The sequence below is a fragment of the Flavobacterium anseongense genome (genome assembly GCF_021608185.1).
In the GTDB taxonomy this organism is placed as follows: Bacteria; Bacteroidota; Bacteroidia; order Flavobacteriales; family Flavobacteriaceae; genus Flavobacterium; species Flavobacterium anseongense.
On record NZ_JAKIHN010000004.1, the window covers coordinates 215,060 to 232,315 of the forward strand.

Here is a 17,256-nt window from a genome sequence, read left to right on the forward strand (position 1 = left end):
CTTTTGGTCTTCGCCCGGGCATTCTCATGTCAAAATTTAACTAAAAAATCGATAGTAAAATGAATACAACTGTAAAACAAAAAGTAACTGCTGCAACATTATTAGTCGCACTCGGAATCATATATGGAGACATCGGAACGAGTCCTTTATATGTAATGAAATCTATCATCGGAGACAGAAGCATTTCCGAATTATTAGTCTATGGTGGAATCTCGTGTGTCTTTTGGACACTGACTTTTCAAACCACTTTAAAATATGTACTACTGACACTATCAGCCGATAATCATGGCGAAGGCGGAGTATTTTCTTTATACGCTTTAGTCAAAAGATTCGGAAAAGGAAAATTAGTTATTCCAACAATTCTCGGAGCGACCACTTTATTAGCAGACGGAATTATTACGCCGCCAATTTCTGTAGCATCTGCTGTTGAAGGTTTGGAAGCGGTAGTTCCCAATTTACCTACAATACCAATTGTAATAGCAATTCTCTCAGGTTTATTTATTTTTCAACGTTTTGGGACTCAAAAAGTTGGTTATATCTTCGGGCCTGCAATGGTTGTTTGGTTTTCAATGCTGATGATTTTAGGCTTATTGCAAATTATTCATCATCCTGATATTTTAAAAGCTTTAAATCCGGTTTATGCTTATCGTTTATTGGTTGAATATCCTCATGGTTTTTGGTTGCTTGGTGCAGTTTTCCTTTGTACAACAGGTGCCGAAGCATTATATTCTGACCTTGGACATTGCGGAAGAGAAAACATTCGAATCACATGGATTTTTGTAAAATCAGCATTGCTGATTAATTATTTGGGACAAGGAGCATGGTTGATGCACCAAGGAAATGAATTTTTAAACGGTCAAAATCCGTTTTACACAATTATGCCACAATGGTTTTTACTAATAGGTATTGTGATAGCGACTTTGGCAGCGATTATTGCTTCTCAGGCTTTGATTAGCGGTTCATTTACTTTGATTAATGAAGCCATTTCATTGAATTTTTGGCCTCGTGTTGCCTTGAAAAACCCAACCAATTTAAAAGGACAAATCTATATTCCATCGGTTAATACGATACTTTGGATAGGTTGTATTCTAATGATTTTATACTTCAAAAATTCTGCACACATGGAAGCAGCTTATGGTTTCTCAATCACTATTGCCATGATGATGACTACGGTTTTATTGTCTTACTATTTGATATTTATCAAGAAAGTAAAAATGAGTTGGGTAGTCCTTATGCTAATAGTTTTCTCTGTCATTGAAGTGTCATTTTTTGTGGCCAATATTGTCAAAATCAAAGAACGATGGATGTTCTTATTCTTTGAGCTGTTCATTTTTATGGTGATGTATGTGTGGTATTATTCCCGAAAAATCAACAATCGTTTTCTGAAGTTTACCAATTTGGTTGAGCAAACTCCGATGCTAAATGAATTAAGTAATGACGATGGTATTCCAAAATATGCCACGCATTTAATCTATTTATCCAAAGCCAACAAAACTTATGAGATTGAAGAAAAAATCATCAAATCCATCTTTGCCAAAAAACCAAAACGAGCTGATGTTTATTGGTTTCTTCACATCAATCGCACCAACGAACCGTTTACGCTCAACTATGAAGTAGTCGAATTATTAGATGATAAAGTCATTAAAGTTGTGCTTAATGTTGGTTTCCGTGTGCAACCAAAAGTTGAATTATACTTCAAAAAGATAGTGCAGGAATTGGTAGAACGCAAAGAACTTAACCTGCATATCCGCCCTGATGGTTCGACAAAATACAATGCTGAGCCTGATTATAAATTTGTTATCATCGAGAAGTTTATCTCTGTTGAAAATGAATTTGCTTTGAAAGAAGGTTGGCTGTTGACTTCCTATTTCTGGCTCAAAAAATTATCGCTATCCGATGAAAAAGCCTTTGGATTAGACCGAAGCGATGTAGAAATTGAAGAATACCCGATGGTGTATTCGCCAGTCAATAATTTAGAGTTATGTCGAAAACAAAAATCAGTTTAGGATGAAAAGTGGAGTAAAATTGAGCATGGTATTGTTGGTTGCTAATTTTGGCTTTGCCCAAGAAAACAAATCGCTAAAGTTGTCTTTTTCAGGCTATATGGAAAACTATTATGCCTATGATTTTAATCGACCTGAAGAGAATGCAAAACTACCGTTCATGTATAATTACAATCGTCATAATGAGTTCAGCGTTAACGTTGGTTTGTTAAGAGCCAAAGTTGAATATGACAATGCTTACGCTATCATTGCGCTGCATTCCGGAACTTATGTTGAGGATAATTATGTTAGTGAATCAACTAAAATAATTAGTGAAGCTTATGTAGGGTTGTATCTTGATAAGGGAAAAAAATCAACGCTTGAGGTTGGAATTTTACCAAGCTATATCGGATTTGAAACAGCTAATTCCGCTTCTAATTTAACACTGACACGTTCTATTCTGGCTGAGAATTCTCCTTACTTTATGTCGGGTGTGAAGTATACATATAAACCGAACGATAAATGGCAATTATCGGGTTTACTAACCAATGGTTGGCAACGTATCAACAAACCCGATAAAAATGTTTCACCGGCTTTGGGTTCGCAAACGATTTATAAACCTTCTGACAAATCATTGTTTAATTGGAGTACGTTTATAGGAAAAGAGTTGTATTTGAATGAATGGGGAATCCGCTATTTCAGTAATTTGTATTGGGACAAACAATGGAGTTCGAAATGGCGCACCATATTCGGTTTTGATGTTGGAATGCAAACAGATAAAAGTAGCAGCGATAAACAATTGGTATGGATGAGTCCGGTTTTATTGGCACAATATGTATTGGCACCAAAATGGAAAACTGCTTTCAGAGTCGAATATTATCAGGATAAGAATAATGTGATAATTGCTGCAAATGATGAGTTTAAAACCATTGGCACGTCATTTAATATAGATTATCTGATTAATGATAAAGTCAAGTTCAGAACAGAAGCAAGATATCTGAACAGTGAGGAAAAAGTATTTATAAAAGAGACTTCTTTAATAAATGACAACTTTTGTATTACAACAAGTTTGTCTTTTGAATTTTAAGATAGTCAGATGTTTTCAGTATTCTTTAGGATATAATTCTAAAACGGATAGCCAATAGCCAAATTGAATATAAGATTGCTACTTCGCCAAGGACCGCTGGCAAAATTAACTTCGTCTATAACCCATCGCTGTCCATTTGGCAAATAAGGTTTTCGAATTGGAAATGCCAAATCGGTTCGTAGTACTAAAAAACTGAAGTCAAATCGAAGCCCGGCGCCAACACCAACAGCGATTTCATTCATAAAGTCTTTGGTGAATTGAGAGCCGGGTTTGTTTTCATCCTTGTTTAAAAGCCAAATGTTTCCGGCATCCATAAATAGAGCACCATTTATAAAGCGATAAATATTGGTTCGCAACTCTGTATTGAATTCTAACTTAACATCACCTGATTGATCAGGAATAAACTGACTTACTTCATTCGATCCATCATACGTTCCCGGACCTAAAGCTCTCGAACGGAAAGCACGTAAGCTATTGGTTCCACCGATAAAAAATTGTTTGCTAAACGGAATTTCATCAGAATTGCCATAAGCGAAAGCGGTTCCAGCTATTATTCGGCTTTTTAAAAGTGATTGTTTACTGAATTTATAAGTGTGTTTGAACTCACTTTGAAGTTTTACAAATTGGCTGAACGGAATCCCTAAAATTTCAATAGGATCTTTTTTATTGATATCCGCACCGGTAATCAAACCGGCAATTGTTCCGGATAAGTCAATGCCTCCTTTGTAGTAGAAAGTATTTTTTTTTCTTTGATTTACCTCATTGGTGTAAGTGTAGCTGTAGGTTGGACCAAAGATAAGTTGCTTTTCTATTACATTTTTTAACGATGGATTTAAAGCCACTTGTTCCTGATATAAATCGGTCACGTTTTCAGGACTTGCAAATGTAATTTCGGTAAGGTTCAGCAGGTGTTCCTTGCGAACGTTTTCTTTCCAGGCATATCCAAATGAAGCTTTGAAGGTTTGCAACGAATAAAGTTTTTGCCTGTTTTGAAATTCGTAGCCAATGGTTGTATTTGTCCTAGGAACAAAGCCACTAGCTGATCTAAGTTTGAATGGTGCGATAAACCTTGGCCATACCAAACTGGCTTCCCCACCAACACGATACACATTGAAGCCATTATTTTTTCCACCTAATTGTACTTCGAGTCCACCAAAAGCTGAAATACTTAATAATTCGGCGCCATGAAACGTATTACGATTGCTCCAGTTTATTTTTAATTCGGTTCCGGTATAATTAGCCGAATTGGTTTTTGCCAATACTTCAACACGAATAGATTTTTGTGTCAAAGGCGTTAGATAGTAATAGGCATCCAAATAATTCCCAATCGTATCAGAAACCCGAAACTGATTTTTCACAAACTTGAAAGTTCCCAGATTTACCAATCTGTTTAACGACAAATTATGGTCAGTCCTATTATATAAATCGTCTTTTTTAAAGTATAAGGTTCGGTCAAAAATGCGAGGCTTAAATAAATTATCATTTCCGATAATTGTAAAATCATGGTATTTTTCGAATGTTTTAATGGTGTCGTTATTAATCGAATAATTGGGGTAAATGACAATTTTATTGATTCTGTAAACTGTTTTTGCTGCAACAGGAGTTTCGTCTTTTACTTTTAAGATTAAATCAACATCATATTTCCCAACAGTACTATCAACCTGAACCTTTAAATAATCGGCATTGAAATAATAAAAGCCTTTCTCTTTCAAACGAGCATCAATTCTGACTCTTTCTTCTTTTATTACATCCAAATTATAGCCTGCACCGACTTTCAATAAACTTCGTCGTTTTGTTCGTCTGACGGCTGAACCAACGGCAGAGGAATCTGTTGGATATTGAATCGACTTAATTTTATATTGTTTTCCCGGAGTTACTATGTAGTCAGCAGTAGCTTTTTTGCCATTTCTGGTAGAATCTGCACTTGTTCTTGTAGTAAAGTAACCATTGTTTTCGGAGAAATTCTGCAACAGACTTCGGTTGTATTCCAAATCGACTTGACTAAATAAAACAGGTGCTTCACCAACAGTATATTTTAACCAATGGCGAAATCCTTTTTCTTTTTTAACATCACCGGCAAGGTTGTAGAAGAATAATCTTGGGCGCATTCCCAAAAGTTTTTTGTTTGGAAGCGGCCGAATTATTTCCTTCAATTTTGATTGCAATGCCTTGCGTTCTTTTCGGGAAATACTCGTGTCTTTAACAGTAACTTTTCCGCCAACGTACAATAGTTCGCCTTCGGACAATTTCTGTGTTCCGCTACAGGCTGCTGCCAATACAGCAAGAAAGAATACTATAACTAAGTTCTTAATCATTAGATTTAGTTTTACTCCGTTCGGCTGCGCCTCGGGTTTTTTTAGTTTTTGGGGTAGCAGTTTCTTTTTTTGAATGAAATAATTCTTTGAATTTGTTATAATCCAAGGTGATAATAAATCCGACTCCGGTTTCAATAACTTGTCCCTGTAATGCTACTTGATACAGGTTTTTTCTATAAGCCCGAAGTTTGTATCGTCCATCTTTTGAAAGTTGGTATTCACCTGAAATATCTCCGGCAATGGTATTCGTTTCTTTGTTTTTCTGTTCCGGCCCTTCAATTCCGAATGTACTTCCAACTGTGACTTTTAATCGATCATTCAACAGTTTTTTAGAAAGCCCAACGTTCAAATCGGTTTTATTTTCTTTTTGACCTGTGGTGTAATCTTCAGATGAGTCTAAATCGAAATTTAATTCAAAACCTTTAATCAAATCACCTGCGAGATTATTAAGTTGCTGTGACAGTATTTTGCTGGCACTTTCTCTTGCAAATGTGGAAGCCGACCTAATGCCGCTTTCACTTGAAAAAGGATTTTCACCAACGAAACGATTCAACAAAAGCAAAGCAAAAACCTGTTTGTTTAATTCATCCGGTTCTTGTCGCAATTGCGCCAATTTTGCTTCTGTTTTGGCAATGATATCACCGGAAACGGAATTGTTTCCAGGAGGCAGAATAATATCAAATGAGATGCTTGGCTTCATCAAATCACCTTTCATTTTCAATTCGGCTTCAAAAGGAATTTTTTGTTTGTATGTATTTCTTTCTTCAGGCGTAAGGCTTGTTAATTGATTGTCTAGCAAATCTAATGGTGCGGCTTCTGTTTTATATAAGGCAGTAATACTGATGTCTGCGGTTGTTGGTTCGCCAGTCCAAAGAATATAGCTTCCTTTTTTGATATTAAATTTCCTTTTAACCAAATTAAAACTCATTTCATAAGTTCCTTCTTCCAATTCATATCGTCCAACTAATGTTGTTTTTCCGGATGGATCAATCCCGCCAGTAAGTTGGGCTTCCCCTTTTAATTTTAAAAAATCACCATTGGCTTTGTCAATGACCAACGATAATTCGGCATCTTTATCAACTTCAATATTTACCGAGGCATCAATTCCTTTTATTTCGGTTTCGCTTATATTTTCATCTGCAAGTCTCGTGAATAATGAGGGTTGATCTTGGTCAATAAATTCGACGATTCCTTCTCTGTCAGCTATTGATGGATCATCTTGCGGTAAAACGATTGTGAATTTAGTGTCTTTATTGACTTTGATATTTCCTTCCACTTTTGGACTCTCTATAGTTCCTCTCACTATCAAATGATTGTCTAAAAACAATTCGCCATAAAAAGTATCATTGTCTTTAGCTTTTGAATTTACGGCTTTGAAGTTATTGGCATCTAGAGTCAAATCAAATCCCAAATTGGCATAATTCGCTTTATTGAGTTTTCCATTAATGATCAAATCATTGTTCTTTTCGTCATAGACGGTGAAGTTGTCAAGAAGGATAGCGTTATCCGTAAAAACCATTTTATCATTCATCGATTTGAATTTGGCGTTCAGCTTTGTGGCTTTAAATCCGATGTCATTAAACTGTAAATCACCAAGTAATTTTGGATTGCCTGTATTTCCTGAAACCTTGAACTTTCCTGAGAAATAGCCCTTTCCATCGGTAATATTATCCATAGAAAAACCCTGAACGCTTTTTAGGTTTAGTTTCTGAATATCTAAATTCATATTCAGATGATCATCGCTGGCTCGATACGTTCCGTCAAGATTCATTTGATTTTCCTGTCCCGTTAGCTCAATTCGGGCTGTGTAAGTGTTCGCGGTGTAATTATCAATATTTATATAGATTGTTCCAACCGCTTCTTTTTTGAAAGTGAAATTATCAATCGTAGCATCAGCAGTGAAAAGCACTTTTGACATCAAATCTTTAAATACTGCTTTTCCATTAATGTTTCCGTCCATTTCAATATTTTCCATCTGAACTATATTGGTAAGGGTTTGTATTTTGAAATCTTTAAATTCAACAGCCAATGGCGGATTATATCTATTTGTCTGTGATTGAAGACTAATGCTGCTTTTATCGTTACTCAATTCAAAATTGTCAAAATAGATTGCGTCGTTAGCAAAGCGAATTTTATTATCCTCAGAAATGTTCCAGAAATCATAATTCAACATCAATTTTTTAGGATCTAGCGAAATTTCATCACCACCGTTTTTAGATTTTAAATTACCTGCAATAAGATAACGGTCTTTATTTTTAAAGTCTTTTAGCAGCAGCGTATAATCCACAACATCGTCTTTGGCTTGCCCACTAATACTTGTTCGAAGAAGCTGAAACTGACTATCTTTAATTTCGTCAACATTAAAATTAAAAAGCAACGCCTTGTCCTTTGTATCCACTTTTAGATTGGCATTGGTAATAATATTTGTGCCGTAAACTAATTTGGGGATTAAGCCATTAACAACTATGGTATCATTCACCGAATTATATCTTCCGGTGATTAAAATGGGTTCGATGTTTTTTAAATCAGGAACCATTTTTAGCAGAATAGGAGTGGGCTTAACATTTACTATAAAGGCTAAGTGTTGGTTGCCATAAGGAACATTTTTGGATTTGGATTTTAAATTATAGTAATTGGATATGCTTTTTTTTACCGAATTGGCTATGGTTGACAATCTATATTTTCCAATGATTTCAGCATCTAAAAATTGAGAACTCAACACAATCGAATTTTTTTCCGATGTGGAAACGGCAACTACACTGATAGAATCAGTCGCATATTGTTCTTTGTCATTGGCAATAATCAAATGATGAACAGTTGCATTCCCGTTGAGATAATCCACATTTGCCGATTGAATATCAGCATCCAAAACACCTTTTAGTTTTAATGGCCCGGCATGCAGATTGAGTTTGTCTAAATCGACAATATCAACATTCAAATGGATTTTTCCGGAAGGATATTTATCCTTAAAACTTCCGCTGGAAACCAAATCAAATTTTAAATTTGGGTCTTTTGTGAATGCAGTAACATCAAAAAGACTATGGTTTATTTTTCCATCAAAAACCACATTCTGATACGTGTATCGATTGTAAGTTGCTTTGATTACTTCGGCGTTGAAAATGGCTTTCGCAGTTTTCGGATTAAAACCTGTTCCTTTTATAGTTGTTTTCAATGTTATTTTTCTAATGGAATCGTTTTTCATGAATCTGCCTAAATCAAAATCAGCAAGCGATGCATCAAGATTGTATTTTTCTTTGTCTTTAATTCTTCGATCTAAAGTTCCTTTTATTTTGCCGTTTCCGGAACTCGTTGCAAAAATCATATTGGTAATAAAATTCTGCATGGTTCCTTTGAAAGTTCCATTGGCAGCAAGTTGCGTAGGCAATTGAATGTTATTCGGAATCGTATTTCTAGGCAGAAAACTGTAGAAATCTTTTGCATCCGATTCAAAGTTTTTGATGTTCAAATCATAATAAGCTTTTTCAGAATCAGGTAAACCAATAATTCTTCCGCTGGCGTTCACTTTTGTATTTCCAAAACCCGTAAGCTGAAGATTTGGAATATTCAGGTTGTTCAGTTTCCCTGAAATGGTAGCGTTGACATATACAATCGCAGTTGGATTGGAATTGAAAAGATCTGTTTCATATAGCTGAGGCGCAATAAGCAAGAGGTCTTTGAATGCAATTGTGCTTTGATTGAGATGTGCATTAACACTAAGTTCCCCCGGATTTTCATCCAGCGACTCAATTGACGGATAACCAATTATAATCTCATTTCGCAAGGTTGTTTGCGTTGTTTTTAAATATAAATTCTTAAAATACGCCGATTTCGGGCCGTAATAAAAGTTTGTTTTTAGAGATTCTACTTTTAAGCCTTTTTTCTCTTCGCCTTTCATGGAGTTGATTTTTCCTGAAATTGACTCCGAATTGTAAGCAAAATTATTGGCATCAATACTTACGCTTTTTAAGTTTAAATGCTGGTAATCCATTCCTCTTTCGATTGGAGCCGAATTATCATTGTTATAACTGAAGTTTACTTTTTTGAAAGCCACTTCATTCGATTTTACTATCCAATCATTTGATTTTGAGGAAGAAGATTTGCTGTTTTCTTTTGGGATTTTACCCATAGTCAAATTATAGGTTGCATCAGAAATGGCTATTTGGTCTAAGTCGATTACGTTATTTTCTAAATCAAAAGTTTTGACTTTTACCAAAAATTTATCAAAATCCATGTTCATAACAATCTTTGAATTCTCATCTTGATACGAAGCTTTGATTTTGGATAAATCGAGTGTGCCTAATTTCAGTTTTAAATCGGGGCTTTTTGAGGTTTCTGATTTGGTATTTCCAAAATTTTCGACTAACCCTTGTTTATATGAAAAGCGCATTCCATCCAAGGTTAACTTCGGAACTTCAAAATTCATCTGCTCTAAATCAAATGTTTTGATTCGGGTTTTCAGATGATTTAAACTGATTCGTAAATCATTATTGTTATAAATATCATGAAATTGAAAACTAACATTATTCAGTTCAATTTTATCCAGTAAAAACTCCATTGGAGGAGAATCGTCATCTTGTTTTTCGGGCGATTTAAAAGCCTCGACTATATAATCAAAATTGAATTTATTTTCTTTATTTCTGTTGATGTGTGCAACGATACCCTCTAATTCAATCGAAGTGATTTCAATTTTGTTAGTAAACAATCCATACATATTGAGGTTTGCCGTGATTTTTTTGCCGGATAAAAGCGTATCCTTTTTCTGGTCTTCAAAGTAAACTCCTTCCAGAATTACATCATTAGGAAACCCGATTTGAATTTTATCAATGACAACTTTGGTTTTTAATTTTCCTTCGAGATAAGTGACAGCTTTGTTTTTGGAAAATCGTTGAACGGCTGGAATTTGAAAGGCAATAATAAGTAACAGGACCAATCCTATGAGAGATAGTAGAATCCATAAGATAACTTTTGACCCTCTTATAAAGTACTTTTTCAAATCAAATATTTAATTCAAAACAAGTAGGTTTGTTTTACACTTATTCACATCAAAGATGGAAGTTTTATTGCGTAAAACCTTTATATAATTATCTTTAAAAGTTATATGATTCCTAACAATCGGCCATATTTACGGCTACAGCCAAACCACCTTCGGAAGTTTCCTTGTATTTAGAGTTCATGTCTTTGGCAGTTTTCCACATGGTTTCGATTACTTTGTCTAATGGAACTTTAGCGTTTTTGGCATCGGTTTCCATCGCTAATTCGGCTGCGTTGATGGCTTTAATTGCACCCATAGTATTGCGTTCAATACACGGAATCTGAACCAAACCACCGATTGGATCGCAGGTCATACCAAGATGATGCTCCATGGCGATTTCGGCAGCCATCAATACTTGGTCAGGAGTTCCGCCCATCACTTCACACAATGCTGCTGCGGCCATTGCTGATGAAACGCCTATTTCTGCCTGACAACCGCCCATAGCTGCAGAAATAGTTGAGCCTTTTTTGAAAATGCTTCCAATTTCTCCGGCAACCATTAGGAATTGTTTGATTTCTTTTTCTCCGGCCTGATGATTTTCGATAACTAAATAATACATTAAAACGGACGGAATTACACCCGCACTTCCGTTGGTTGGCGCGGTTACAACTCTTCCTAATGCTGCATTTACTTCATTGACAGCTAAAGCAAAACAAGAAACCCATTTTAATATTTGACGAAATTTAACTTCAGTTTTTCTAATTGTTTCTAACCATTCTTGTGGTGAATTATAATTGGCTAAACCAATAAGACCTTGATGCATATCAAAAGCACGACGTCTTACATTTAAACCTCCAGGCAAAATGCCTTCTGAATGGCAACCAATGTACATGCATTCAAGCATAGTGTTCCAAATACGGATTAATTCGTGATGAATTTCGGCTTCGGGACGCATCGATTTTTCATTCTCGTAGACAATTTCAGAAATCGATTTGTTTTGGGTAATGGTGTATTGTAACAACTCTTCCGCATTCTGAATCGGAAACGGAAAAGCACATTTGATTTCCATTTTCTTTTTGGCGTTTACACGTTCTTCTTTAACCACAAATCCGCCACCGATAGAGTAGAAGGTAGAAACATATTCGGTATCATCTTCTAAAAAGGCAGTAAAAGTCAAGCCATTGGCATGAAAAGGAAGAAAGTTTTTGTTGAAAACAATGTCCTGCAAAAAATAGAATGGAATAACTATTTTGTCAGCTAAATTGATTTCGTTCTTATTCTCGATATTTTTGATAATACCGTCAATATTTTGAACCGGAATATACTCTGGATCTTGTCCACTGAGTCCAAGCATAATAGCTAGATCTGTTGCGTGTCCTTTTCCCGTTAAGGAAAGTGAACCATATAAATCAACTTTAACTCGGGTTACTTTATCGAGTATGTTTTCTGTTTGTAATTCGGATAAAAAGCGTTCGGCGGCACGCCAAGGTCCAAGTGTGTGAGAACTTGATGGTCCAACACCAATTTTAAGCATATCAAATACGGAGATGCATTCTTCCATAAAACTATATCGATTTAGTTGGGCAAATATAGCCAATTACAGATTATGAATATATCGGAAATAAAAATCCCTTGCTTAAACAAGGGATTTTTATAACAGAATTTTAATTCTTCTCATGAATGGCACCACAACAATGTTGGTGCATAAAGCTATCGCTTTCTTCATGCCAAGGAAAAGCTGCATTGTATTTAGAATTTTCCCAATAGAAGTTGTTGCGTTTTTTAGGTTCGTTACCAACTTCGTTCATAGTTTCAGTATCATACATTCTACCGTTGGCAATAGTATAAATTATGGTATTTGAGTTTTGAATGTTGTCTAATGGATTTTTGTCTAATACTAAAACATCAGCCAATTTGCCTACTTCCAGCGAACCGATATCTTTCCCTGCACCGATGTAATTTGCTGAGTTGATAGTTGCAGTTTTAAGTGCTTCGATATTACTCATTCCGCCTTGAGCAATGCTCCATAATTCCCATTGAGCTCCCATTCCCTGTAATTGTCCGTGAGCGCCCATGTTTACTTTTACACCACTGTCAGCCAATGATTTTGCTGTTTTTGAAGTTAAGATATGATCGTTTTGATAATCTTCTTCCGGAGCCATAATACGGTAACGTGAACGAGAATCAATGATACCTCTTGGAGTGAATCGCAACAGTTTTTTGTTTTCCCAAACATTGGTTTTTTGATACCAATAGTATTCAGCATTCAAACCACCGTAGTTAACGATAAGAGTTGGAGTATAGCCCACACCACTTTTACCCCACAATTCCAATACATCTTTATAAACAGGCGTGATGGGAATGTTGTGTTCAACTCCGGTGTGACCGTCAATGACCATGCTTATGTTGGTAAAAAATGTACTACCACCTTCAGGTACTACATTAATACCTTCTTCACGTGCAGCTTGTAACACTTGTTGGCGTTGTTCACGACGTGGCTGATTATAACTTTTAACCGATAATGCACCAAAAGCTTTGGTACGTTTAATAGAAGAACGGGCATCATCCAGTTTATTAATCACGGCTTTAAAATCGCCATCAGCACCATATAAAATATAACCGGTTGAGGAGATTCTCGGACCAACTAAACCACCGCTTTTTACCATTTCTGAAAGGGTGAAAATAGATTCGGTGTTAGATGATGGATCGTGAGAAGTGGTCACGCCAAAAGCTAAGTTGGCATAAAGTTGCCAGTTTTGCTGTGTTGTCAAACCGTATCGGAAGGCACCGATATGTGCGTGTGCATCAACCATTCCGGGCATTAAAGTTTTATTTGTCATATCATAAACACGAGCATCAGCCGGAACTATTACTTCACCAGTTTTACCAACGGCTTCAATACGATTTTGGTTGATGATTAGTGTTCCTTTTTCTATTACTTTGTCGCCTTCCATTGTGATGATTAGTGCGTTAGTCAAAGCGATTCGACCTTTTGGTTTATCTACTTTTGATGTTAAGCCAATTTTGATTCCGCTGTCTTTTGGTTGCTCAACTTTTGCAGGCGAACCTTCCAGAAAGGTGAAACGATCTTTCAAAGCCGAGCTATAATAGGTTTCTCCCAAAGTATACATAACATTTTTACTATCCGGCGACCAGTGCAAGCTGATACCTGCATCTTTTGTCAATTGCGAAACCGGAACTGCTGTCGATTTATCATCTAAATCAACCGTTTGACCATTGATGTTTAAAGGCGCAACATAACCTTTATGCAACAGTGTAAAAGCAATCCATCCGTTATCCGGACTTGGTACTAATCGATTGGCATATTTTGATTTGATATGACTGCGCTCGTCTTTTCCGTTTAGGTCAACACTTTTTAACTCTTTAGTTAATTCACCAAAAAACACACCGCCAGTTTGGAAGAAAATACGTTTTCCATCCTTAGTAAATAAAGGATATTCGCCACTTGCAGAAACAAATTTTACATTTCCACCTGTGGCATTCATAGTATAAATACCGGGTTTTTTGCAAAAAGCATAACCTTGATCAATGTTTCCGTCTTCTTTAAGATAAGTTATCATTTTGCCATCGGGTGAAAGATTAGGCGTTCTGAAAATTCCTTTTTCGGTAGTTAGTTTTACGGAGTTTTTTCCATCGATGCCTACTTTTCTGATGGCACCAAGATTTGCATCATTCCATGTGACATAAACAATTTCCTTTCCGTTTGCCGAAAATGTTGGCTCCGCTTCAAAGTCGGTTCCGGTAGTTAAACGTTTTGGAGTTCCATTTGGCAAAGCCTTTGTCCACAAATATCCCAAAGCTCTGAAAACTACTGTTTTTCCATCAGGAGAAGTCACGGCATCGCGTATCATTTTCACCGTAAAATCATTATCTGAAATTGGGGTGTCAAAATGCACTCGGTCAGCAACATCAATAGCAACATCGATTGTAAACGGAATAGGAGTAACCGCTAAAGTTTTGATGTCAATCTTTTGAATATGTCCGCCAGCCCAAAACACGATAGCATCATTAGAAGGCATCCAACTAAAATTAGGATAAACACCAAACAATGTCCATGCTGTTTGTTGGTCTTTATCTAGTTTATCATAAACCGGCCATTCTTCACCTGTTTCTAAATCCTGTATGTATAAAACCGTTGTTGCACGCACTCGTTTTACAAAAGCCAGTAGTTTACCATCACGAGAAATCTGAGGACGAGCTGCACCACCCGGACCTCCGGTTAATCGGTCTGTTTTTCCGGTTTCAAAATCATAACGGTTGATTACAAAAATTTCATTATTTGGGTCTTTATTGTATTGAAAAAAACCACCCGGATACATATCTTCGCTGTAATACATATATTTTCCGTCAGGAGAAATTACCGGTTCGTTTACATCCTGTTGGTCATTTTTACGCTTGGTTAATTGTACTCCACTACCACCCGAAATATGGTATTGCCACATTTCTCCGGCACCTAAAGAACGTTGTGAAGTAAAGTGTTTTTTGGCTACCAAATAATTCCCGTCAGGCATCCAACAAGCATTGTTCACTAATCTGAAATCTTCTTTAGTTACTTGTTTTGCATCAGTACCATCGGCTTTCATTACCCAAATGTTATCACCGCCGCCAGCATCACTGGTAAACGAAATGTGCTTCCCATCAGGACTAAAACGTGGCTGTATTTCGAATGGAATTCCGGAACGGAGTAGAGTGGCTTTTCCGCCAGTTATTGGCATACTGTAGATATCTCCCAACATATCAAAAACTATAGTTTTCCCATCCGGACTTACATCAAGGTTCATCCAGGTGCCTTCGGTAGTAGTAAAGTTTTGTTTTTTGTAGTTAAAGCTGTCACCGGGTTTGGCAACATCCCATTTTGGTTCTTTCGGTTCTTTGCTTTCTTCCTGTGCAGTTATGCTAACGGAAATAAAGGTTAGTGTGAGTAGGAAGGATATTCTTTTATTCATATAAAGATAGTGTTTATAAATTCCCTATAAATATAAGAATAAAAAAACCATTCGGATATACAAATGGTTTTTTCAAACAATTTTCAGTTTCAGAAAATTATTGTTTTTTTGCCCAATCATCTATATACATTTCTAATATGTTGAGCGGCATACTTCCACCTTGAAGCAGCGCGTCGTGAAAAGCTTTTAAACTGAATTTATTACCCAATTTTTTTTGATATTTATCACGAAGTTCTTTGATTTTTAATTCACCGGTTTTGTATGCTAATGCTTGTCCGGGCATAGCCATATAGCGCTCAATTTCTGCGGTTGCAGTACTTTCGGCTATAGCTTCATTATCCATCATGTATTTGATGGCTTCTTCTCGGTTCATTTTACCCATGTGCAATCCGGTGTCAACAACCAATCGAATGGCTCTGTGTATTTCATTGCCATAAGCGCCCATTTTTTGATAAGGATCCTTATAACAACCCAGTATATCTCCCAATGATTCAACATACAATGCCCAACCTTCTGAGAAAACAGGGAAGTTGGCAAAGCGTCTAAACGATGGTAAGGACTGATTTTCCTGTGCTAAAGAAGCTTGATAATGATGTCCAGGAATGGCTTCGTGTATGAAAGTTGCCTCAATAGCAAAGTTGGTCACGTTAATTTTAGTAGGATCAACGATTGGGATATAATAAATTCCGGGACGTTTTCCATCGGCAGAACTGCGGTTGTATTGAGGTGCAGCTGCGGCAGCTCTAAACGCCTCAACTTCTCTCATTTCAAAAGGTGTTTTTGGCTCCATGCTAAAATACTTACTCAAATAGGGCTTGACTTTATTAAGTATGGCACCATTGGCATCCAATACTTCCTGATTGGTTTTAAAAGGCATGAATTGTTTGTCCGTCTGCATAAAGTTGAAGAGTTCTTTTAGCGTTCCTTTGAACCCCATTTTGTTTTTTAGGGATTCCATTTCTGCTGTTATTCTTTTTACTTCATTCAAACCGGTTTGGTGAATGTCCTCCGGGTTTGTTCGTAGTGTGGTAAAATAATAGATGTTATAGCGATAAAAAGCATCTCCGTTTGGCAAAGCCGAAATGCCGCTGCTCGTTCGGGCAGCATCGAGGTATTCACCACCAAAAAAGGCTCCCATTCTTTCGTAGGCTGGAATCAGTTTTTTAGTTATGGCATCTTTATAAGCTGCGGTCAGCCGAAGTTTATCTTCTTTTGAAAACGAATCAGGGAAATTATTTATTGGACCGTAAAAGACACTTTTTGCAGGATCTTTTTGTGCCAAACTCGCATATTGTGGAATCATCTTAAGCACCAAAGCTTTAGGCAATACAATACCGGATTTGATTCCTTTTCTGAAGTTGGCTATCGTAGTATCGGCATAAACAGTAAAAGCTTCAATACGCTCGAGCCAATTTTCATAATCCTTTACAGTTTTGAAAGGTTGGTTTCCTTTGCCGTTACCTAATTGCCCCATGGTAAGAGGTAAGGCAAAGAACTGTGCGAAAGGCATTTTTTCAGTTTGAAATTTTTCGGCTTCTAATTCTCTGTCGATTATTTCTTTTAAAATATAATAAGAGATTTTATCTTCCGAAGTCAGGGTTTCGGGTTTGAATTTAACTAAACCACGTTTGTATTTCACATAAAAATCGTGTTTCCTGTTTAAAAAATCCCGACTGCCTTCATTATAAAGTAAATTGTTGTATCGGTTATCTCCCGCCGAAGTAGCTTCTAATGGGAATAGTTTTAATCGATCCTGATAGTAGTTTTCAAAGAGTTGGTTAAGCGTATTCTTTTTGTCTTTCATTAGAGTTATCGATTTCATTTGAGCAGTAGATCTGCTTCCTAACAAACAAAAAACGAATAGCAGTAAAGTGGCAATCTTTGGTATTGACTTCATAAAATAGTTGAATTAAATAGTTGCATCAAAAAAGCG

Annotated in this window: 7 protein-coding genes; 2 read left to right on the forward strand and 5 right to left on the reverse strand. The window is 36.4% G+C overall.

Annotated elements, in window-relative coordinates; all coding sequences use genetic code 11:
* Window positions 1–59 precede the first annotated feature (59 nt).
* Window positions 60–2,006 (forward strand): KUP/HAK/KT family potassium transporter, encoded by a 1,947-nt coding sequence (locus L1S35_RS07890; protein WP_236398950.1) that lies wholly within the window; start codon window positions 60–62, stop codon window positions 2,004–2,006.
* A gap of 1 nt (window position 2,007) precedes the next feature.
* On the forward strand, window positions 2,008–3,069 hold the full coding sequence (locus L1S35_RS07895) for a porin (protein WP_236398953.1): 1,062 nt from the start codon (window positions 2,008–2,010) through the stop codon (window positions 3,067–3,069).
* Window positions 3,070–3,107: 38 nt separating this feature from the next.
* On the opposite strand, the gene tamL is transcribed toward L1S35_RS07895, so the two are convergent.
* The 5 genes from tamL to L1S35_RS07920 form a co-directional block, all read right to left on the reverse strand.
* Window positions 3,108–5,384: a translocation and assembly module lipoprotein TamL gene (gene tamL, locus L1S35_RS07900; RefSeq protein ID WP_236398957.1), complete on the reverse strand. Its 2,277-nt coding sequence runs from the start codon at window positions 5,382–5,384 to the stop codon at window positions 3,108–3,110.
* The gene (locus L1S35_RS07905) at window positions 5,377–10,377 is read right to left on the reverse strand and encodes a translocation/assembly module TamB domain-containing protein (RefSeq protein ID WP_236398960.1); all 5,001 of its coding nucleotides are present in this window, start codon (window positions 10,375–10,377) and stop codon (window positions 5,377–5,379) included. Before L1S35_RS07905 ends, tamL begins: the two co-directional genes overlap by 8 nt.
* Before the next feature lie 112 nt (window positions 10,378–10,489).
* Window positions 10,490–11,917, reverse strand: coding sequence for an L-serine ammonia-lyase (locus tag L1S35_RS07910; RefSeq protein WP_236398963.1), 1,428 nt, complete (start codon window positions 11,915–11,917; stop codon window positions 10,490–10,492).
* 103 nt (window positions 11,918–12,020) lie between these two features.
* Window positions 12,021–15,323, reverse strand: a complete 3,303-nt coding sequence (locus tag L1S35_RS07915; protein ID WP_236398966.1) for an amidohydrolase family protein — start codon at window positions 15,321–15,323, stop codon at window positions 12,021–12,023.
* Window positions 15,324–15,420: 97 nt separating this feature from the next.
* The gene (locus tag L1S35_RS07920; protein WP_236398969.1) at window positions 15,421–17,220 is read right to left on the reverse strand and encodes a DUF885 domain-containing protein; all 1,800 of its coding nucleotides are present in this window, start codon (window positions 17,218–17,220) and stop codon (window positions 15,421–15,423) included.
* Window positions 17,221–17,256 lie beyond the last annotated feature (36 nt).

Excerpts from the sequence above, each read along its gene's own strand:
- L1S35_RS07890 (WP_236398950.1), top strand. The coding sequence starts at position 60 with ATGAATACAACTGTAAAACAAAAAGTAACTGCTGCAACATTATTAGTC.
- L1S35_RS07895 (WP_236398953.1), top strand. The coding sequence starts at position 2,008 with ATGAAAAGTGGAGTAAAATTGAGCATGGTATTGTTGGTTGCTAATTTT.
- tamL (WP_236398957.1), bottom strand. The coding sequence starts at position 5,384 with ATGATTAAGAACTTAGTTATAGTATTCTTTCTTGCTGTATTGGCAGCA.
- L1S35_RS07910 (WP_236398963.1), bottom strand. The coding sequence starts at position 11,917 with ATGGAAGAATGCATCTCCGTATTTGATATGCTTAAAATTGGTGTTGGA.
- L1S35_RS07915 (WP_236398966.1), bottom strand. The coding sequence starts at position 15,323 with ATGAATAAAAGAATATCCTTCCTACTCACACTAACCTTTATTTCCGTT.
- L1S35_RS07920 (WP_236398969.1), bottom strand. The coding sequence starts at position 17,220 with ATGAAGTCAATACCAAAGATTGCCACTTTACTGCTATTCGTTTTTTGT.